This is a genomic window from Bradyrhizobium sp. URHC0002, assembly GCF_054059515.1.
Map to the genome: position 1 here is coordinate 2,482,475 of NZ_JBSSCF010000001.1, position 19,392 is coordinate 2,501,866.

The window sequence follows — 19,392 nt, forward strand, 5'->3', positions numbered from 1 at the left end:
TTGACTGCGACTTGAGTTTCTGGAGGAGGGGCGACTGCTAAGCAGGTGAAGTAACATGCTGCTAGCGCGTTGATTGCTATGACCTATTGAACGTTTTCCTTTTTGGCGAATTGAGAATCACGCATTACTCTTCAGTTGGGCTGGAGGTTGGCATGGTCGAGAACGATGCGGTTTCCAAGGATTTCAGGAAGCAGGTCTTAGGCTACGGACTGACAACAGCGGAAATCGTTTATCGCCGTCCGGATCGGCGCTGGCTGCTGCAAACTTACGTCTGGCAGGACTACGATATGTTTCCGGATTTCCCGGCGTTGAAGGATTTCCTCGCGTTCTGGGAAACAAAGCTCGAAGGCCCGCTGTTTGCGGTCACCGTCGCGCACTCCAAACTGATCAAGCCTGCCGAACTACGCGCCGTGGACGGTGTCTTCCGTTTTTTGCGAGCGCCGAAAGGCCGACCGCGATTGCAACATTGAACCGCCAGCGTCACCTTACGCCATCATGCGGAGGGCTTACCCCTACCGCGGAGAGAACAGTGGGCCCGGCAAGGATGATCGTTGGAGAACTTGACATCCAGACCCGGAATTAGAGAACACAATCGGTCATAAGCGGAATTGGAAGCCGACTTAGGCAATGTCCGCTCTCCCCTCAAGACATCCCTAATAGCTAGCGACATGTCGGTTAAGTTTGCCAACAGGCGACATCGCGCTTGCATTTCTTACGACGAGGAGAGCGCCACTGAGAAAGCTATAAGCAAATGCCCCGGACATGCCGAAGCTTTGAAGATTTCGATTTTTCTGTTGTCGACTAGGCAACTGCGACAAACGGGTTGTTCTCCTTCGTTCGAGGATAATTGCGTACTCGATGGCCGCGAAAGCTCTTCACTCCTCGAATAGGTCGGCGCTGATGAGGATGACCGGCTCGGACGAGGCAAGCTCGCAATCGAAAAACGCTGCGCGCGTCTATTATATTTCATGGTTTTGCTACATCTCGTTACGGCAGTTGCGGCCGTCTTAAGCACGATCATAAAGAGATGGCATCACAAACAGATGGCGCACGTTTTACGGCAGCAGCGCTGTCTTGAAGTCGCCTCGCGACGGCACCATGTTGGTGTCGTCGATGAGACACGTAGGACTTATCGACATCACGGCAGGCAACGCGACGCGCCTCGGCGCATCGTAAGGTTCCGCCACGCGACGCTGCGCGTCGCAATCCATCGCTACGCAACGCTTGAGCCGCTGGGGAAGCCCGGCGGCTCGCGCGCGTTTAGCACGGACGCTCCCCTTAATCGCCTGTGGCTCAAAGACGCCTACCGCAGCCAGCCGGAGGCTGAAACCGAGGAGATCTGACAACGAGGGCGCGAGCTAGTCCCGCGCCGTCCGATCCGCCGGTTCATGCCGGCGGGCCTATTTCGGTGAGTGCAAATCGCCTTGAAGCCAGCGTCCTAGGCCCTTGGACTTCATGGGGTCTTCAAACGCGGCAAAGCTCGTAAGTACCTGATTGCAGACAGCGCATTCAAACGTTTGCAAGTCGACGTCCCGGGCGCGTGCTGGCTCGATGCTAACGAGCATCATCTGGGCCTTGCACTTCGGACAGGCGGGGCGCTCAATTGCAGCGAATGGAATGATGGACGAGAGGCGTTGAGATTGGGGCATGATGCTTCCCTCGAACAGGCGGGAGCGCAACACTCTCTGTCACCGGTAATGCCTAGGAGGCGGAGCGGTGATTGTCTAAGTATGCGCCTGAGGGATCTCAAACGCGAGTTAATTCGCAGATATTTGGCAGGAAGGTAAGCGCCCCGCGGAAATTGCGAGACCGGAAGCTCTCGCCCGATGCGGTGAGCGTCCGCCGCCAGTTGCCAGTCTGGGGCCTGTGGCAACGACGCGGGGAAATGAAACGGAGGAGGTCCATGATCGAGGGGATCAGCGCGGTTACACTCGGCACCCACGAAATGCCACGAGCCGTCCGATTCTACCGCACGCTCGGGTTTGAGGTCCTGCATGGCGGCGAAGATTCGTCATTCACCAGCTTTCGGGCAGGAACGAGCTATCTCAACCTCATCACCCAGCCTACCGAGCGGCGCTGGTCCTGGTGGGGGCGGGTAATCTTCTACGTTGCCGATGTTGACGTACTTTACGACCGTGCGCTCGCAGCGGGATGCCAGCCAGCCACCGTGCCCCAGGATGCCGAATGGGGTGAGCGCTTCTTCCACCTAATTGACCCCGATGGCCACGAACTCAGTTTCGCTCGGCCTTTGCTCCCGGTTTCCGTCCAATAGCAGCTCGAAGCGGCCTGCCATTCCAGGAGGCGCTAGGAGAGCGTATCGTGCTCAGATTATCCGCACGTTCACGCCCGCGGGAACGATCAACATGGCGCGATCTCTCCGCTCTCAACGCGCGCCCGCACGACATCGGGATCGTTGCCGGCGGTAGCAAAGACACGCCGCCCGTCGGGCAGATCAACGGTCACCATTCCCTCAGGAGGTTGCACAAGATCACGCAGAACGCGGGCCGCCGCCATGTCATCGGCGAGAGCGACGGGCACAAGCTTCGCGCGTTTCTTTTGCGCCACGCCGAACTGTACGCGCCAGCGGAACAGGAAGCCCCGTGACGATCCCATGCTTGCGAGCAACGCCGGAAACCGTCGCTCCCGGTTGCCCGCTTTCCATTGCGATCGCGAGCTTCTGTTCGTCGCTGAAGAAGCGCCGGGCAGGCGTGCTTGGCGCCTGCGGCTCGTCATTTGAAGGCGCTGTCAAGCTGCTTTCAGCGGCCGATTGGCTGGCACTGGTGCCAACGACCGGGCGGGCGGAGGGATGAAGATGCGCGCGCCAGTCGATTTCAACCTCGCTCGTCCAGCCGGTCGCGCCATTTGCGCAACGGATAGAGCGACAGACGCAGAGCTGCAGCGTATTCGCGAACGCCCATTCCGCTCCAGTTCATCGCCTCGACATGCATCGCCCAGAACGCTTGCGTGCCGCGATTGCGCACGTCTGTGCTCACGCTGAAGCGCCGCCGTTGGCGTCTCTTCAGTCCTTTCTCCTGCGCCTCACAGCGCTTCTCGCGGCGCAATTCCGTCTGATATTCCATAGCTTGCGTGCAGCTTCCTCGCCAGCAAGACGCTTGAGCCAGCGCGTGAATGTCTTCTCGTCAAATCGATGCTGACGGCAGTATTCTGCTTGCAAAACGCTAGTGCGCTGCCAGGCCTCGATGTGATCGACCACCACTCGCGTCTGGCCTTGTTCTGGAATGTTTCGGACCCACCGGAGATTCTCCACTGCAGCAGAGAACCCGAAATGGAACGAGAACACACTTTCGAAAAGTCGTGCAAGAACCGGACGCTTACGACGGCGAGGATGACGGCGAGGATGACGGCAAGATAAAGCGAGATTCCTCGCTGCCGGAACTTCGTTCCTAAGTTTTTGTCTGCACATTGGTTTTGAACGGATCAGTTTTGACGCGGCGAGGTGCGGCGACGGCGCTTCGGATGCGATCTCCTTTGTTTTCAACGGTCCAAGCGCCGTCGTCGGCAATGTGCGGGGAAGGAGAGACCGCACCGCCTACGCCGATGCAAGTGCTTCTACGCTCCTCTACGATGAGCGTGTTTAGCTCTTGCTGGACGCGTTTTGACTTCCGATCGTCGTCTCATGGCACGCGATGAAGACGGTTTTCGCATTCGCCCCGGCAAGGTCCGCGATCGTAATAATGCAGGCACGAGCGCTCGCCGGATCGGCTGGATGCGCCGACGCCCGGCGAGCTTCCTCGGCGAGGTTCATCAGGCCATCCGTCGCGCGGGCGGCAACCCTGACCGCCCGGGTAGAACCGGAAAGGGAGGCGGACGCTTCAATGCGCGGGGCCGTGGCGCCGCGGCGGCGTTGACCCTAAAGGACCGCAGCGCGTGGAGCCGGGACGGGAGCGGGGTGCGCACGCGGACGCGACGGGTGGCGGTGAAGGCCCGCGTGGTGAAGCTCAACCCGCAGCGCGGAGCTGCCCGCGGACGGCAATATGTTAGCGCCAGGGCGGTGGACGCGCACCTGCGCTATCTCGAACGGGACGGCGTGACGAAGGCTGGTGAGAAGGGCCAGGTCTATTCGCGCGAGCGCGACGTGGAGGATGGTCGCACTTTCCTGGAGCGGGGGCGCGACGATCGCCATCAGTTCCGCTTCATCGTCTCAGCCGAGAACGGCGCGGAGCTGTCCAATCCACGCGAGACGACCCGCAATCTGATGAAGCAGATGGAAAATGACCTCGAGACGAAGCTCGACTGGATCGCCGTCGATCACCACAACACCGGCCACCCGCACACCCATATCCTCGTGCGCGGCGTGACTGAGGACGGCAGGACCCTCAATATTGCCGGCGACTATATCGCCTACGGCATTCGCGAACGCGCCAGCGAGATCGTCACGCTGGAGCTGGGCCGTCAGACCGAGTTGGAGGTAACGAAGCAGCTTGAGCGGGAAGTGGATGCCGATCGCTTCACCCGGCTCGACCGCATGCTGATCGCCGAGCGGCAGGGGACGGAGTTCACCGACCTGCGCCCCGACCAGGACATGCGCGACACGTTCCGCCAGAACCGCGCGCTGCTGATCGAGCGGGCGCGCAAGCTGGAGCGCATGGGGCTGGCGTCCGAAATTGAGACCGGCAAATGGATGGTATCGCCAAAGGTGGAGCCCGTGCTGCGGGAGCTTGGCGAGCGCGGCGACATCATCAAGACCATGCACCGGGCGCTGGAGCGCGAAGGGTTGGCGGAGGACCGCCATCCCGCGCGCTACATCCTGCACCGCGAGAATGCAACCGAGCGCATCGTCGGCCGCGTGCTCGACAAGGGGTTGGGAAGCGACGAGATGGGCGAGCGGGTCCGGCTGGTGATCGATGGGGTAGACGGGCGCGTGCATCACATCGAGATGGATGCCGCCCGCGCCGATGACGTCGGCCGAGGCATGATCGTCGTAGCCGGCTCCGCCCCTCCCGGGCCGCGCGCGGCTGACCGCAACATCATGGACCTCGCAGGCCAAGACGGCGTCTACCGCCCGTCCGAGCACCTCGAACGGGCGCGTGCCGCCATCGAGCGCATCGGTGGCGATCCGGAAGCGTTCGTCCGCTCCCACGTCCGCCGGCTGGAGGCACTGCGCCGTGCCGGCCATGCCGAGCGGATCGACTCGGATCGCTGGCGCGTCCCTGCCGATCTCCCCGAGCGCGGACAAGCCTACGACCTCGCGCGGGACCGCGCGAACATTCACGTCAGTATTCAGTCTCCCACCGGCCTTGAGCAGCAGATCGGCCATGACGGAGCGACCTGGCTCGACCGGGAATTGGCTTCGCCCAGCCGTACCATGCTTGCCAATACCGGGTTCGGCCGGGAGGTCACTGAGGCAATGGAACGCCGCAAGCAGAGCCTCGTGAACATGGGGCACGCCGCCCGGCTGGAGGACGGCCGTATCCGAGTGTCAAAGGATTTTATCGCCGATCTGGAGCGTACGGAGTTGACTCGTGTCGGCAAGGCCATGGCTGCCGAACGCGGGCTCAAATTCACCGCCGCCAAGACCGGCGAATATGTCAGCGGCACGCTTGTCGGCTCCACCCAGCTCGCCGGCGGCCGCTTTGCCATGATCGATGACGGCATCGGCTTCCAGCTCGTGCCTTGGCAACCCGTACTCGACAAGCGCATCGGCCAGCACATCACCGGCATCATGCGCAGCGCAGGTGGCATCGAATGGGGTTTAGGCAGGAAACGGGGGTTGGGGCTGTGAGTGTCCCAACATCGCTACCTGCTTGTCACCATGGGGCCGGACCGGCGCCATCCCCTCAAGGCTGGCGCGTGCCGCGCCCCCGCTTCGCGGCTTGCGGCCTTGACCCGATGTCGCCGGCCCGGCAGAGGCTCGGCAAGCGGGACCGTGCGTTCCCTACACAACTCTAGCGGCGCCTTTGGCGTATGGACTCATAAAGGTCTATTCGCGGCATATCAGTACTTGCCGCCGCGCTTAGCTTATCCGACAAGAGCGGACACATGTTCGCTCCAACGCTTAGCGCCTCGCGCTTCTCAGCTTCATAGCGGGCACGATTGTAGACTCCAGCTACGCCAGCACGGTGGCCGCTGACGTGGTTTAAAATCGCCTCCACAATATGCGGAAGCACCCCCAACCGATCCGCCATTACGGTGGCGGCCGTGCGACGCAGGTCGTGCAGCCGCCAGTCGGGTAGGGGCTTGGCATCCTCTGTGACCTTCTGCCGAGCCTCAAGGATGCGCTCATCCAGTGCGGCCTTCGACTTCGACCAACCCGAGAACCCACGTTGCTTGTCGCCCCTGCGGCGCGGGCCATCGCCGAAAACGAAATCGCGATGGTGGGGCGAGGCTTCGATCAGCGCCAGCGCGGCGTCAGCCAGCGGAAGAATGTGGTCGCGATGGTTCTTCGTCCGGGTGCCGGGGATGATCCAAGACTTGTTCTCGGGATCAATCTCTAACCATCGCATGCTGCCGACTTCATCTCGACGTTGGGCCGTCAGCAATAGCAACTTCGTCATCCGCCCATAATCGTCATCACGGCATGCTGACCAAATTTCGGCCAACTCAACGTCGGTGAGGACCCGATCCCGCGACTTTGGCTCGGCCTGTCGATTGGTGCCAACCACCGGGTTGGCCGGAATGTCGAGCCCTTCTCGGATGGCCCAGTTAAACATGGCAGAGAGCGCCGCTCGGGCGCGTGCGGCTGCGACCGGCCCCCGGTCCGTCGCTATCTCGGTGAGCCGTGCCGCGACATGGCGACGGCGAATGTGGAACACGGAGACCGAATGCAATGGCTTCCAATCGGTTAACAGGTATCGCTCTATCTCCGAGTAGGTTCGTGGCCGTTGCTTCTGCTTTGCCTGCTTCAGGTATTCATCGGCAATTCTACGGAGCGTGTCTGCGGCCCGGAGCGCTGCCTGCGCGCGTTCGTCCGCCGGGTCCTTGCCATCAGCGACAAGGCCGAGCAGCCGCTGGCCCGGATGGGCTGAGCCTGGTCCGGTCAGGCGGTCAGCAGGCTAAACTACGAGCGGACCGTTTCAAAGAACGCCGAAGCGCCGTACCGGTCGGAGCGAACCGAAGCCTGGCTGAAAATCAAGACCGTGATGAAGTGTCAATTCCCCGTGGTAGGATTTATCAAAGACTCTACAGGTGTCGCTGCGCTCTACCTCGGGAAGCGAAAAGGGAAGGAGCTGGTACGGGCTGGAATCGGACCACCTCCGCGAAGATCCGGCAGACGCTGGATAGTCGTGAGCCCAAAGAGCAAATTGAGTAAGCCACTCAAAAAGCCCAAGGCGACATGGGTTGAGCCGAAGTTCTACGCCGACATTGAGTACCGGGATATCGCATCGGAAGGTCTGCTCCGGGCGAGTTCGTGCAAGGGACTCAAAGAAGGAACGTGAGGCCCTGCCGGACGTTACCCCGTATGACAAATTCATTGCCCGAGTTCGTTGAACAGTCTCTCCAAATCGCCTGGGATTTCCTTGAGGCATCTGGAGAGATTTCAGACCCCCACCGCTCCGCGGAAGTGCTGCTGATGGACATCCGCGATCGAGCCTTCAAGGGCGAGCGACGCCCCCTGATGCTGGCCAATCGTGCGATTGAGAAGCACAAGCGGACAGAAGGACATGCGAAAGCCATCCCCGTTCGGGAAATAGCATAGGAGGTGGCGCGCGGTTAAGCCTGCGATCTTTGGAGCAGGGGATCGCGCGTTCCAAGAATATCACCCAAATCGATAGCGCAATCAAAACCGCTAGGCCTACCGCTACGACCATTCCCATCATTTCTCGCCGAGAACCCCTTGAACTTCGCGGGCTCATCTAACTAGGCGCTGCTTTGGCAGGTTTCTCCCTTGCTGCATCGCAGATTGCACTTTCTGGAATGCACGCAGTTCTATTTGGCGGATGCGCTCACGTGAGATGCCGTATTTTACCGCGAGCGTTTCGAGCTTGGGAGGGGCCTCGTTCAGGTAGCGCTCCGTAAAGATGTGCTTTTCGCGAGGATTGAGAGTCTGAATGGCAGCCTTCAGGGCGGCGCGCCGTTGCGACAATTCTTCGTCCTCAGCAAACGCAATGTCATGGCAAAGTGAGGGATCAACAAGAAGTTCAACCCTCTCGCTCGAATCGGACGCCTCATTGATCCGAGAATTCAGCGATATGTCGCCACGCAAGCGACGGTCCATATCCACCACTTCATGCTCGGGCACTTTGAGGCGCTCAGAGATTGTTTTGACTTGATCCGGTCGCAAATCACCTTCATCGAGCGCCGAAATAGCGCTCTTGGCTCGCTTCAGTTTGAAAAACAGTTTCTTTTGGGCAGAATTCGCCGAAATCTTCACCAGTGACCACGACCGAAGGACGTATTCCTGGATTGTCGCCTTTATCCACCACATCGCATAGGTGGAAAGACGAATCCCGCGCTCTGGATCGAAGCGCCGCACGGCTTGCATCAAGCCGATATTCCCCTCGGAAACGATATCGGCGATTGGCAGGCCGTAGCCACGGTACCGCATGGCGATCTTCGCAACGAGACGCAGGTGGCTGGTGACAAGGCGATAGGCTGCATCGCGGTCGCCGTGCTGACGCCAGCGCCTGGCGAAGTTCGTTTCCTCCTCATGCGTCAAGATCGGAAACTTCCGAATCTCGGCGAGATAGTGCGTCAGCCCGCTACCGACGGATGGCAATGGTTGAGAGACGGTTTGATACATTTCCACCTCGCGAGAGCTTTTTAGAAATCAATGGAAAGCGTATCCGGATCATCGTGCCCCTTGTGACGGCCACGATCCTTGCCGTGATCGGCCGCAGGCTCTGGTTCCGATTCCACAAGGTGCAAGGCATCAAGGATGTCGTCGAAGCTGACGGCAGTATCCCGGACGGGCTGGTCTGGTCCTGGAACGGCGCAAGCACCTGCGACCCAGGACGACAGGATTGCCCGCTTCTCGTACGACGTCAGATCGCAGTCGTCGACAACGTCCAAGGGATGATCGAATGCGTCGGCCGGGTGCAGCAGGGCAGCCATTTCAAGCGGCGGCGTTCGTCCCTCGACCCTCGGCAGTCCCGCGGAGAGGCGCTCGGGGAACGCCTCTCGCAGAAGTCCTTTCACCGAGGCTTCCTCTTCGCTCAGTCGGCGCTCGATAAACGAGCGTTCAAGGTCCGACAGACGCGTCGCCAGCAGCCTGCGATAGCGGTCGATATTCCCTCGATGCGCAAGCAGCCGTTCCAGGGTTACCTCAAGCATGGTCCACCTCCGGCTTCAGGCAGCAAGGGCACGTTCGGTCGAGCGCAATCGACAGGGTTTGCCGCCGGGGGGATTCCGGGGGCCGCCATCGAGTTCGCACAAGGCTTCGAGGATTTCGTCGATCGATACCGGCTTCTTGAGACCGGCAGGCGAACGCATTGAGGGACACGATGCTATTGCAGACGCATCCGACGCCCAGGATGCCAGAATTGCTCTCTTCTCGGCCGTCGTCAGGGCGGAGTGATGCACCACATCCTTCGGATGCTCGAAAGCCGTGCCGGGATGAAGCAGCGCGTTGAAATCGAAAACGTTGTCGTCGGCGGTCGTCGGCCGCATGGTATCCTCCTTTTCATTGACGATGCGCGGCCGCCGCGCGACGCGTCGCGCGGCGCCGGCCAGAGCCGCTCCTAGGCTGCCTTGGCTTCCAGTTTCTGGACGTTGTCGGCTGACGCGCCGTTGATCGCAATCCGGCGCGGCTTCATGGCTTCCGGGATTTCCCGGACCAACTCGATCTTGAGCAGGCCATTGTCGAACGCGGCACTCTTGACCTGAACATAGTCCGCCAGGTTGAACTGACGCTTGAAGTTGCGGGTCGAGATACCGCGATAGAGGAAGTCCCGCTCGGCCTTGTCGGGCTTGCTGCCTTCGATCGTGACCACGTTCTGCTCGGCCGTGATCGTGATATCGCTGGGCGCAAAACCGGCAACCGCCAGCGAAATCTGATAGCGGTCCTCGGCCAGCCGTTCGATATTGCAGGGGGGATAATTGTCCTCGCCGGCCCGCTGGGCCATTTCCGCGAGGTCAAACAGGCGGTCGAAGCCAACGGTCGAGCGCCACAGGGGGGAGAAGTCGTAAGTGCGCATAGCCAAATCCTCCAAAGAGCAAGATGGATACGAGCGGCACCGGACACGACCGGTGCCCGTCTCTTGCCCGGGCCCATGGGGCGCCCGGACGCCACCGTTCGGTGACGAGAAAAAAATTAGCAAAGTCGTTTTTGGTTTCAAGAGGGGTTGAAATTTTTTTTAAGTCCGATGAGGTCGCTGGAGCCTAGATTTCGTTAACAAATCACTAAAGAAACTTCCTCACTGAAGGGGGGCGGGGGTTCGGACGGCGGCCTTATTGCCCCGTTGGGCTGGGATGATTTGGCTTGGTGGGCATCGATCGCGAGAGACGCCCGGCTTGGCGTTGGCAAAGATCACGCCTATTCAGTTGCGCAGGAACGTCGTCTGGATAAATGCGGCCCCGCTCATGTATCATTCTTATCCAATAAGAATGAGACGGTGCATTCTATTCCATCGGAGCCAAACTTCCGTTCGAATTGCCCGTTCACCATATGTGGTATCGATTTCTCGAGAAACTCTGAACCGAAGCCTCGTCGGGCCGGCTGGTGCGCGATGGGGACTGCCCGCTCCCGCCAGCGAAGTTGGAACTCATTTTCATTGCCTCGACCATGAGCGTCCCACGATATATCGATTTGGCCGTTCTCCACGGATAGGGCGCCGTACTTGACGGCGTTTGTGGCGAGTTCGTGTATTGCCATCGACAAAACTTCGGCCTGTTTTGCCGGAATTAAGATCTCGGGGCCGTGCTGCCTGAGGTTCTCGCCCTCGACAGCACCGTGCAGCGAGAGCTCCTGAGCGAGAACCTCGCGGATATCGATGTTGCGCGTATGTGTCCGGTTCAATAAAGCATGAGTGCGCGCAATCGCCCTCAATCGATCCTCAAAAGCTTTTGCGAACTCATCAAGGTTCTGGCTTTTGGCGCGCGTCCTTCGCGCGACGGCTTGGATCGTCGTCAGCAGGTTATTGATGCGATGCTGAAGTTCATGACCGAGCACTTCCTGCCTGAGCGCGCGCTCCGCCAATTCCCGCTGGATCCTCACTCGGTCGATAGCAGAAGCCAGGAGATTGGCATAGTTCTGAAGAAAATCGATATCGTCCTGCTCGAATTTCCGGAGCTTCCGCGAATCGACCTCCAGCACACCGAATGGGCCGTCCTCGCCGCGAATAACAACATTGACGGTGCTCCTGACGCTATGCTCGATCAGCAGCTCGGGAATTGCGAACCGAACCTCCCGCTCGGTATCTTCGGTGATCACAGGTTGGTTCGTGTGCAAGGCAAAGCCTGCTGGCGAGCCTTTATGGGCGGGTATCATGGCGTGCCCGACTACGCCGGGGTTCCAGTTCACCCCGGCTCGGACAAGCAAATTCTCGCCGCCTGGGACGAACTCCAGCACTTTAACCAGCTCCACATCAATGGCATCAGAAACGAGCTTGGTTGCCTCCTGCAGGAGACCATCTATGTCATCGCTCCGCAAAGCTCGCTTGCCGAACTCCGACAATGTAGAGACTTGTCTGCGAAGCTTGTGCGCTTCCGAAGCGGGCACTCTGGTCTCCCATCGCAAACCGGGTAAATGATTACTGCTCGCCGCAGGTTCCAATGACGCATCTCCTCGCCGTTTACCCGGGTGGACGAGCCGATCTGCGGGCGAGCGGGACTGTTCCCTTCAGGCTCCCGCGGTTGAATTTAGTCGCGACAACGTTTCCTATAGGCCGCTGCTGTCGCCATCCAATCTCGCAGCAGTCCTCTGTCCTCCTTTGAGAACGCGGCCCGCCGCTTGAGATCATCCAGTGTGTCGCCGGGATGGCACCGTTCGTAATCCCGGCGGATCAGCGACTCCAATTCTTCATCGCTCGTGCCTTCCACGTCCGCCGGACATGCCGGCTGCGTCATCGGACCGGGGACGGATTGACTATCCGTCAAGTCCGAATCGGCCGATAAGGGCAAAGTGTTCATGGCCGCCTCCCTCGAAGGAGGCGGGCGGGGAGAAACCCCGCCCGATCTTTATCCTGCTTTCAGCTATTGCTTTGTTCCGTTGATCGCTATCCTTCTTACCTTCCGCTGCGCCGTAGGCAGCTTGGGCAGCGTCACGGTGAGGACCCCGTCCTTGAACGACGCGGCAACTTTGTCCTGGTCGACGTCATCGACCGGAATTCGTCGCTCGAAACGTCCGTAGTAGCGCTCGCTGAAGCGGCGCTCCTTGTCTTCCGTTTCGCTCTTCTTTTCGCCGCTGATGGTCAGCACGCCGTCGGAGAGTTCGATCGCAACGTCGTTCTGGTCGAGGCCGGGAAGTTCGGCGAGGACCTTGACCTCCTTTCCGTCTCGTTGAGCTCGACGCTTGGCCAACCCATCATGGAGGACGAGCCGAAGGGACCAATGTCGAAGCTGCGGAATGCCTCGTCGAACATGCGGTTCATTTCACGATGGAGCGCAAGAAACGGATTGCTTGTTTCATTGCCTGGTACGCTCACTTTGCGTGAGCTGTTGTTCCATGGAACAAGATCGCGTAGTGCCATTTTTGTACTCCTTTTCATGGTTTAGAATTGTCGCAGCTCTCCGGAGCGCGGCTTCGCAGCGGTCGCTGCTCGAAGACAGCTGTTCTCAGGCCGCCTGCGTATTTTCGGTTTTCCGGCTATCGTTGCCGGCGCCGACGATCGGAATTCGCCGCGGCTTCATGGACTCCGGCACCTCGCGCACGAGGTCGATCACCAGCAAGCCGTCCTCGAAGGAGGCCTGCTTCACCTGAACGTAGTCGGCGAGCTTGAACACGCGCCGGAATGGCAGGGCGGCAATGCCCTGGTACAGGTATTCGCGCGTATTGCCATCGGGCTTCTTGCCCTCAACGGTCAGCGCGTTTTGCTCGGCAGTTACGGCAATATCGTTGATGCCGAAGCCGGCCACTGCCAGGCAAATCCGGTAGTGATCCTCACTGGATCGTTCGATGTCGGTGGGTGGATAGTTGTCGTTGGACTAACGCAGTGCGCTGTCAACGACGTCAGCCACATGATCGAAGCCGATGGTGGAGCGCCAGAGCGGCGCGAAGTCAAGGGTGGTCCTCATAACCAAGTCCTCCTGAGAGCAAGATGGGTACGAAGGAGCGCTGGACACCTGTCCGGCGCCTGGTTCAGTCCGCCGGACCCGAGCTGGCATCCGGCGCCGCGGCTTTGCGGTAAACCGAAATAGAAAAATCTGCGATCGTTGCAAGAGCCTCCTCTGATTTTTTAAGCTGCTTTGATCTCGCGCGAGCCCGCAAGGCGTTGCACCTCTTCCTGAGCGGCCGTGGAGAGACGCAGCAACCTTTGCCGCTCGCCATCGGCCAAGTTGTCCTGCGCGAGCAGTCTCTCGCAGTGCAAGAGGACGCGCCGCTCGCTTTCGATGAGAAAGGCGCGCACCGTCTCGGGGAGCGGCCGCTCTCCTTGGCTGGCGGGCGGCCAGGTTGCGGGCTTGCGCATGTTCGGCCTCAACCGGCTTCAGCTGACGCGGGGCAGGCCCCGCTTATAATCCGAGGGAAGGCGGAAAACGCCCGGTTGAGTGCTGTCCGGAAGCAGCAAGGTATCCACCTTGAACACCGGTGCGCTCGGCTTCCAATCCATCCAGCGCATCGAATCCAGATAGCGGATAGGCGGCAGCGGCACCACATAGCCGGCTCGATCGGGCGTCACTTTGGGCGTGCTGTCCATGGTGAAGGCGCCGGCCGGCAACAGCATGGCGAGTGCGAAAGAGCCGGCAACAATTCGCCGGTGTCGGCGCAAGGTCTCCATGACAGCGGAGACGAATTTGCGATTCCTAGTCATCTCATCCTCCTGTCGGTACGAAGCTGATCGGTACGAAGCTGATCCATCCGATCGTCAGAAAGCTGAGGGCGAACATGAGCCAATGCAGTACAGTCGCCCCGCTCTCGTGCGATCGAGATTGCATGCGTCTGCTCATCTTTGATCTCCTGGTATGTCTTTCCTTCTCCTTATCGAGGGTGCGCCCGGTCATTCTCATGGACGGGCCCGGCCTGATCAGAGTCCGTTGGCAGCGCAGCTGCCACGGGCTCAGACTTTCGGCCTCTCGGCGAACAGGGTCCGTAACCGGCCCCGGCGGCAAACGACTTGGGAGTCGAAAAAATGGCCTTCAAGGGGGGACCGCAAAATTTTTTGCGACTTCCAGGCGGCGCGTCAATTCGTCTTGAACAAACGTTTCTCTGGACGGTTAAGGGATCGAAGGCCGCACAAGTTCAGACCAATGCCGATCGCCGATTTCGCCGTAACAACGTTCGCGACACTCTTTGTGGCTATCGGGCCCCTCGATACCGCGCTGGTGTTCGGCGGCTTGACGGGTGGCGTACACCGTCCGGACCGGGTCCGGTTGGCGCTTCGGGCTGTCCTTATTGCCGGCGGGGTCTTGTTCGGCTTTGCGCTGCTCGGCGTTCAATTGCTTGGCGGGCTGCACGTGTCCCTGGAAGCCTTTCGCTTTGCAGGTGGGGTGCTGCTGCTGCTTCAAGCCATCCAGCTCATCTTTGGCCACCCGGCCGGGCTTTCTACGCTCACTGCCGGAGAGCGCAGGGAAGCGCTGGAACCCGGTGACATTGCGATTTTTCCGCTCGCCTTCCCGGTGATCGCAGGTCCCGCCGGCCTCACTGCCGTTGTCTTGCTCATGGGGCAGGCGACAGGCGATCTAGTTAGGTCGGTCGTCGTCCTCGCGTCAATGCTCATCTGCGTCGTTCTGACCTATGCGGGGATGATCTTTACGGACCTACTGCACCGGCTTCTTAAAACCACTGGATCGAATGTGATAGCCCGTTTAGCGGGCGTCATACTTGCTGCACTCGCTTCGCAGTTTATCTTCGACGGAATACGGGACGCGAGAATCCTGAGTGCGAATTGAAGCCGCAAGAATAAGATGGACGATTATCGAGACCTAATTGCCGCCGGGTTTGCGATTCTCTGTGCAGCTCTGATGCTGGTGGCGTGGCTTCTGCTGATGGGTGACAAGCCTGACCACCGCAACTCGGATTTGCGCATGGAGCCCGCGGTCAAAGCACCGCAGTCGATTTCAAGCATCCAACTAGTTTCGGGGCTTTAGCAGGCGCTTGAGGAAATCCGCCTTCATCTTGCTCTCGTCAAAATCCTGCCCGGGGACGATGCCGATGCGGTCACCCTCTGCCTTTCGTCTTTTTCTTTTTAGATTTGATCACGTCAGCTTGTGCGCGATAGGCCCGGGCCAAAGCCAACAGGCTGGCCGACGCTTCCGGGTCGGGCATGGCGACAGCACAGCGCTCAGCCTTATCGGCCTGCTTGCGAAGCGCTTTGGTTAGTTTTGCCATCAGTGAGCACTTACTCATAGAACACAATGGCACCAAGCCCAATCATAGATACAAGTAACAGTATAGCAAGAACGGACTGTGACTGCATGACCCGCCCCAAGGTTCCGGCCGACCAACCAAAACCTAGACCCAAAATATGCCATTGCAAAATTCAGGACGTGGGACCCTGTTCAGGTACTACGGGGCGCTTTCAGGTCGCCTCACCGGACCAGCAACAAACTTGTAAGCTGGCACCCAAGCCGTGTTCCAGCTTTCCAAGGTAGTCCCACAGAGAGAGCATTCAAAGCTGGCGATCTGCCTCTCGGGGGCCATAGCCTCGGTCCGGCTATAGACCGCTCCGCACCGGCAGGTTCGATGGTGTGATTCCATGCCCGATCATGCGCCCGAAAATCAAACTAGGCCACCTAGCAAATCAAACTAGGTCATGGAGAAGCAGGCAACCTATTTCCAGAAAAGGTAGAGCCCCCAAAGAGGAGAGACCGCCACTGGGGCGGCCCTACTCCTCCGGTTCAAACCGCGCGACCTGACGTGTCCCTTGCCACAGTGTTGCTTTGCAAGTCGCTTCGCTTCCGTATCGTCAACGCCCATTACTTCAACACGGCTTGCGATATGACCGTCATCTCCGATGACGTAAGCGTAATATTCCCTCATGGCTCCGCTCACTCCGGGGACTTCAGGCCGGGAGACCGTAACCACTCATCCATGTGGAGGGCGGTTTCTAGCTGTCGGATTTTCTCTTCGAGCGCTTCCATCGCGGGGCCCGGTTTTAACTTGGCGACCTGGGCAACAAGCTTCGCTTTTTCAGCGGCGATATTGTCTTGAAATGTGTGAGGAACGGAACGGTTGCGGCTGCTCATCGCTAACCTTCTCTCGCTCTTGCGGGTCCTAACCGCAGGGTTCAAGCAACAGAAATTCTAATTCGAGAACTTCGGGAATCAAGGGCGTCATGGAACGATGTTCCCTGTGGCCGGAGAACCACGGAGGGCTTCTGACCTATTCGGCTAACCAAAACTGGCCACTGCGGTTTTTTCAAACTAGGCCCCCGGTGGTCAAATGCGGAAGTACCAACCGGGTCGAAGGAACAGACCGCGGAATCGGAATAGCGCCTTGAACTAGGAGTGGAACCCGACAGCCCCAGTGAGGAGACCAGTAGGAGAAAGGCCGGAGTCCGCTGTCACGCTGCAACCTTTCCCAGCTTTTGGTCTGGCAGGGCCTCAATGTGCTGTGCCCAGCGTGCAAGCGCCTCGCGCATTTCGGTCAAATACCGAGCGCGGTTATACACGCCGGCAACGCCGGCCCGATGGCCGCTGATGTGGTTTAGGATCGCCTCCACTATATGAGGCAATACGCCAAGCCGATCGGCCATCACCGTGGATGCTGATCGCCGAAGATCGTGAACCGTCCAATGAGGCAGGGGGGCGCCCAGGGCTTCCGCGATGCGCGCATCAAGCGCTGCCTTCGACTTTGACCAGCCGGAGAACCCACGATGCGGGTCACCGCTGCGTCGGGGTCCGTCGCCAAAGAGGAAGTCACGGCCGTCTCGGCGGGGTGGGAGGAGGGCCAAGGCGGCGGGAACCAATGGCAGCAAGTGCTCGCGATGGTTCTTGGTCCGGGCGCCCGGCAGCGTCCAGAGCCCCGTAATAGTATCCAGTTCGGCCCACTGCATGCTGCCTACCTCATCACGGCGTTGGGCGGTGAGCAGCAACAAGCGCACAATGCGTCCGTAATCGTCCTCACCGCAGGCCCGCCAGATCGCAGATAGTTCCGTCTCCGTGAGGACCCGTTCGCGGCCTCCGGGCTGGGCGGGTCGATTAGTGCCGAGAACCGGGTTAGCGGGAATGTCGAGACCTTCGCGAATAGCCCAGTTGAACATGGAGGACACGGCTGTCCTGGCGCGGGCTGCTGAGACCGTTCCATGAGCGGATGCGATGTCAGCGATACGAGCCGAGATGTGACGGCGGGTGATCTGGAACACCGAAACCGGGTGCAAGGGTTTCCAAATGACCAGCAAGTAGCGTTCTATTTCCGAATAGGTCCGGGGTTTCAGCCGCTGTTTCGCGTTCCGCAGATACTGATCCGCAATTGCCAGGAGCGTGTCGGCCGCCTGCAGACGGGCCTTCGCTTTCTCGTCCGCTGGATCTTTGCCATTGGCAACCAGGCCTAAAAGCCGCTTGGCCTCCCTGCGTGCCAGCTCGGGGGTCCAAGGGGCGCCGTGAGGACCGATGGTGACGAAGCGTTGTCGACCGAACACGCGGTACTTGAGGACGTAAGTCGCCTGGTCGCGTTGGCGCCGAACACCAAAGCCACGCACTGCTTCGCGGTGGTCGGCGTCCCAAATGGTTTCGCCCGGCTTGAGCGCTCGCACCGCGCGGATCGTTACACTCGAGACAGCCATCGATCGCCTCTGTAGCTACCATATAGCTACCACCATAGCGCCAATTGCAGCGCAGACAAGGCGGGAGAAGGCGATCTTATCTATTGATTACACTGAAGTTTTCGTATCAACGGCGGGAATGGCGTAGCACCGGCGGAGCCCTGGCTATGTCTGTGGAACAGGAGGTCGGTGGTTCGAGCCCACCCAACTGTACCAACCCTCCATCGCCCCCAATTCGGAAATGTCCGGCGCTGCTGCTGCCGGTTCATTCGCTCGCCGCAGGCCCGCCAGTCTTCACGCGGTCGCCGATCTTTATGAAAAGCCGGGCTGAGACGATTACGCAGCATGTCCAGATCAGAAATCCCAGCAGACCGGCAAATACGTCTGCCGCCAAAGACCCAATACCGGAACGGACGTCATGTGCGCCGCCAAGCGATGCGAGCCCTACAATCGAAATGACGAGCAGGATGAAGGGCAGCAGAGCAGCTAAGTACGCCTTGACGATAAGCCAGGTGTGGCCGCCCGTGTCCGCGAAAACGTTTCGGACCGAAGCGCCCGGCGCGTCAACCGCGATGGCGGGCAGGAAAATCGTCAGTCGCAGCACGGCAAAGATGACCAGCGCAAACAAGACGACGCTGATGATGACTTCCGCGCCATCGGATGGTGCGACGGCGCCCGACAAATGAAGCGGGATCTTCCCAAGCAGCCAAAAGCCGGCAGTCCAGCCCAGCATGCGCTGAAACCGGACGGTCGATATCTCGAAACGGTATCCGGAGGCAGCTTCGCCTGATATCAGCAGGCGATAGATCGCGATTTCGAACGGCACGAGCACCAATGTGCCCATCAGATCGAAGACTTCAGCAAGCAAGCGATCATCCGATATCGCCGGATTTGCGCCGATCAACGCGAAGAAGGCGGCGTTTGCACCGGCGATGACGGATTGACTGCGCAGCCGCACCGATAGTTCGCCAAGGTCATCCCACACGGTCCGGAGGATCGTGCTGACGGGCAGGGAAGAAGTGGTGGCCACGGTGTCGTGTCGCCTCTTTGCGGGAGCGCATTAAAATCAATTATGAACGGCGACCTGCCCGCGTCAAAAGGCCAATGCCCGGTCTGCTTGCCAATCTCCTAACGCTCACTCACAATTCCGGGGGAATCGGGCGCATGCAGCAACAAAGCCCGGTCATTCCATCGGGGTGGGGGGATCTATGTTGGCTGCCGCACCAAGGAGGATCCAGCTCGGAATGTTGCTGGCTAGCGTGCTCGGAGTTTCGATCGGACCCGCCGCTGGGCAAACCTACACCCCCGAACAGGAGCAGGCCTGCACTGGCGACGCGTTCCGGCTTTGCAGTTCCGAGATTCCCGATATCGGCCGCGTGACCGCCTGCATGGTCGCCAAAAAGTCCCAGCTCTCGCCGGCCTGCCGGTCGCAGTTCAGGCCGGATCCCGAGCCGAGCGCGGCCGCGGCCAGGCCGGTTGGCCGGCCGACGGTCATCCGGCCCGCAACGCCGCGCAAGGCCGTAAGCGCCAAGGCGGGCAAGGCCAAGAAGCCGGCGAAGCGTGCGACCTGACGGCGCAGGCGACCTGACGGCGCAGGCGACCTGACGGTATTGCGCCATTTTAAGATTCCCTCACG

24 protein-coding genes and 3 pseudogenes are annotated in these 19,392 nt (G+C 59.9%); 8 read left to right on the forward strand and 19 right to left on the reverse strand.

The genetic code is table 11. From position 1 onward, the window contains the following. Nucleotides 1-152 precede the first annotated feature (152 nt). Nucleotides 153-470, forward strand: a complete 318-nt coding sequence (locus ACVWVY_RS11850) for an usg protein (RefSeq protein ID WP_456626540.1) — start codon at nucleotides 153-155, stop codon at nucleotides 468-470. A 585-nt stretch (nucleotides 471-1,055) separates the two neighbouring features. On the opposite strand, the gene ACVWVY_RS11855 is transcribed toward ACVWVY_RS11850, so the two are convergent. Further along, nucleotides 1,056-1,187: a hypothetical protein gene (locus ACVWVY_RS11855; RefSeq protein WP_456626541.1), complete on the reverse strand. Its 132-nt coding sequence runs from the start codon at nucleotides 1,185-1,187 to the stop codon at nucleotides 1,056-1,058. 716 nt (nucleotides 1,188-1,903) lie between these two features. Between ACVWVY_RS11855 and ACVWVY_RS11860 the strand changes: the two genes are divergently transcribed. Beyond that, nucleotides 1,904-2,272, forward strand: a complete 369-nt coding sequence (locus tag ACVWVY_RS11860) for a VOC family protein (protein WP_456626542.1) — start codon at nucleotides 1,904-1,906, stop codon at nucleotides 2,270-2,272. Between the two features lie 47 nt (nucleotides 2,273-2,319). Continuing rightward, nucleotides 2,320-2,604, forward strand: coding sequence for a hypothetical protein (locus tag ACVWVY_RS11865; RefSeq protein ID WP_456632487.1), 285 nt, complete (start codon nucleotides 2,320-2,322; stop codon nucleotides 2,602-2,604). A gap of 227 nt (nucleotides 2,605-2,831) precedes the next feature. Here the strand turns inward: ACVWVY_RS11865 and ACVWVY_RS11870 are convergent, their stop codons facing one another. Next, nucleotides 2,832-2,993, reverse strand: coding sequence for a hypothetical protein (locus ACVWVY_RS11870; RefSeq protein WP_456626543.1), 162 nt, complete (start codon nucleotides 2,991-2,993; stop codon nucleotides 2,832-2,834). Nucleotides 2,994-3,019: 26 nt separating this feature from the next. After that, the gene (tnpA, locus tag ACVWVY_RS11875) at nucleotides 3,020-3,424 is read right to left on the reverse strand and encodes an IS66 family insertion sequence element accessory protein TnpA (RefSeq protein WP_456632177.1); all 405 of its coding nucleotides are present in this window, start codon (nucleotides 3,422-3,424) and stop codon (nucleotides 3,020-3,022) included. 213 nt (nucleotides 3,425-3,637) lie between these two features. Here tnpA and ACVWVY_RS11880 point away from each other — a divergent pair, with 213 nt between their 5' ends. Further along, nucleotides 3,638-5,743, forward strand: a complete 2,106-nt coding sequence (locus ACVWVY_RS11880; RefSeq protein ID WP_456626544.1) for a DUF3363 domain-containing protein — start codon at nucleotides 3,638-3,640, stop codon at nucleotides 5,741-5,743. A gap of 163 nt (nucleotides 5,744-5,906) precedes the next feature. On the opposite strand, the gene ACVWVY_RS11885 is transcribed toward ACVWVY_RS11880, so the two are convergent. Further along, complete coding sequence (locus ACVWVY_RS11885) at nucleotides 5,907-6,671, reverse strand: tyrosine-type recombinase/integrase (RefSeq protein WP_456626545.1); 765 nt, start codon at nucleotides 6,669-6,671, stop codon at nucleotides 5,907-5,909. 30 nt (nucleotides 6,672-6,701) lie between these two features. Next, nucleotides 6,702-7,001, reverse strand: a pseudogene (locus ACVWVY_RS11890) (integrase); the annotation flags it as partial. Nucleotides 7,002-7,420: 419 nt separating this feature from the next. Between ACVWVY_RS11890 and ACVWVY_RS11895 the strand changes: the two are divergent. Continuing rightward, on the forward strand, nucleotides 7,421-7,657 hold the full coding sequence (locus tag ACVWVY_RS11895; protein ID WP_456626546.1) for a hypothetical protein: 237 nt from the start codon (nucleotides 7,421-7,423) through the stop codon (nucleotides 7,655-7,657). Between the two features lie 153 nt (nucleotides 7,658-7,810). Here the strand turns inward: ACVWVY_RS11895 and rpoH are convergent, their stop codons facing one another. The 10 genes and pseudogenes from rpoH to ACVWVY_RS11945 form a co-directional block, all read right to left on the reverse strand. Next, nucleotides 7,811-8,701 (reverse strand): RNA polymerase sigma factor RpoH, encoded by an 891-nt coding sequence (rpoH, locus tag ACVWVY_RS11900; RefSeq protein ID WP_456626547.1) that lies wholly within the window; start codon nucleotides 8,699-8,701, stop codon nucleotides 7,811-7,813. Nucleotides 8,702-8,721: 20 nt separating this feature from the next. Beyond that, nucleotides 8,722-9,231, reverse strand: a complete 510-nt coding sequence (locus tag ACVWVY_RS11905) for a hypothetical protein (protein ID WP_456626548.1) — start codon at nucleotides 9,229-9,231, stop codon at nucleotides 8,722-8,724. Nucleotides 9,232-9,246: 15 nt separating this feature from the next. Next, complete coding sequence (locus tag ACVWVY_RS11910; RefSeq protein ID WP_456626549.1) at nucleotides 9,247-9,567, reverse strand: hypothetical protein; 321 nt, start codon at nucleotides 9,565-9,567, stop codon at nucleotides 9,247-9,249. Between the two features lie 71 nt (nucleotides 9,568-9,638). Beyond that, complete coding sequence (hspD, locus tag ACVWVY_RS11915; RefSeq protein WP_456626550.1) at nucleotides 9,639-10,094, reverse strand: small heat shock protein HspD; 456 nt, start codon at nucleotides 10,092-10,094, stop codon at nucleotides 9,639-9,641. Between the two features lie 383 nt (nucleotides 10,095-10,477). Beyond that, the gene (locus ACVWVY_RS11920) at nucleotides 10,478-11,617 is read right to left on the reverse strand and encodes a sensor histidine kinase (RefSeq protein WP_456626551.1); all 1,140 of its coding nucleotides are present in this window, start codon (nucleotides 11,615-11,617) and stop codon (nucleotides 10,478-10,480) included. Between the two features lie 140 nt (nucleotides 11,618-11,757). Beyond that, nucleotides 11,758-12,027: a hypothetical protein gene (locus ACVWVY_RS11925; protein ID WP_456626552.1), complete on the reverse strand. Its 270-nt coding sequence runs from the start codon at nucleotides 12,025-12,027 to the stop codon at nucleotides 11,758-11,760. 63 nt (nucleotides 12,028-12,090) lie between these two features. After that, nucleotides 12,091-12,587: pseudogene (locus ACVWVY_RS11930) on the reverse strand (Hsp20/alpha crystallin family protein). Nucleotides 12,588-12,672: 85 nt separating this feature from the next. Next, nucleotides 12,673-13,131: pseudogene (locus ACVWVY_RS11935) on the reverse strand (Hsp20 family protein). Nucleotides 13,132-13,292: 161 nt separating this feature from the next. Next, on the reverse strand, nucleotides 13,293-13,523 hold the full coding sequence (locus ACVWVY_RS11940) for a hypothetical protein (protein ID WP_456626553.1): 231 nt from the start codon (nucleotides 13,521-13,523) through the stop codon (nucleotides 13,293-13,295). Nucleotides 13,524-13,541: 18 nt separating this feature from the next. Then, the gene (locus ACVWVY_RS11945; protein ID WP_456626554.1) at nucleotides 13,542-13,865 is read right to left on the reverse strand and encodes a hypothetical protein; all 324 of its coding nucleotides are present in this window, start codon (nucleotides 13,863-13,865) and stop codon (nucleotides 13,542-13,544) included. Nucleotides 13,866-14,301: 436 nt separating this feature from the next. Between ACVWVY_RS11945 and ACVWVY_RS11950 the strand changes: the two genes are divergently transcribed. Continuing rightward, nucleotides 14,302-14,943, forward strand: coding sequence for a MarC family protein (locus tag ACVWVY_RS11950; RefSeq protein ID WP_456626555.1), 642 nt, complete (start codon nucleotides 14,302-14,304; stop codon nucleotides 14,941-14,943). Nucleotides 14,944-14,958: 15 nt separating this feature from the next. Further along, the gene (locus ACVWVY_RS11955) at nucleotides 14,959-15,141 is read left to right on the forward strand and encodes a hypothetical protein (RefSeq protein ID WP_456626556.1); all 183 of its coding nucleotides are present in this window, start codon (nucleotides 14,959-14,961) and stop codon (nucleotides 15,139-15,141) included. Between the two features lie 70 nt (nucleotides 15,142-15,211). On the opposite strand, the gene ACVWVY_RS11960 is transcribed toward ACVWVY_RS11955, so the two are convergent. The 4 genes from ACVWVY_RS11960 to ACVWVY_RS11975 form a co-directional block, all read right to left on the reverse strand. Beyond that, the gene (locus ACVWVY_RS11960; protein WP_456626557.1) at nucleotides 15,212-15,382 is read right to left on the reverse strand and encodes a hypothetical protein; all 171 of its coding nucleotides are present in this window, start codon (nucleotides 15,380-15,382) and stop codon (nucleotides 15,212-15,214) included. Nucleotides 15,383-16,041: 659 nt separating this feature from the next. Then, a complete protein-coding gene (locus tag ACVWVY_RS11965) occupies nucleotides 16,042-16,239 on the reverse strand; it encodes a hypothetical protein (protein ID WP_456626558.1) in 198 nt (65 codons plus the stop codon). A 317-nt stretch (nucleotides 16,240-16,556) separates the two neighbouring features. After that, the gene (locus ACVWVY_RS11970; protein WP_456626559.1) at nucleotides 16,557-17,777 is read right to left on the reverse strand and encodes a tyrosine-type recombinase/integrase; all 1,221 of its coding nucleotides are present in this window, start codon (nucleotides 17,775-17,777) and stop codon (nucleotides 16,557-16,559) included. A gap of 244 nt (nucleotides 17,778-18,021) precedes the next feature. Further along, a complete protein-coding gene (locus ACVWVY_RS11975) occupies nucleotides 18,022-18,786 on the reverse strand; it encodes a hypothetical protein (RefSeq protein ID WP_456626560.1) in 765 nt (254 codons plus the stop codon). Nucleotides 18,787-19,000: 214 nt separating this feature from the next. On the opposite strand from ACVWVY_RS11975, the gene ACVWVY_RS11980 reads away from it, so the two are divergent. Continuing rightward, complete coding sequence (locus ACVWVY_RS11980) at nucleotides 19,001-19,327, forward strand: hypothetical protein (RefSeq protein WP_456626561.1); 327 nt, start codon at nucleotides 19,001-19,003, stop codon at nucleotides 19,325-19,327. The last annotated feature ends 65 nt before the right edge of the window (nucleotides 19,328-19,392 follow it).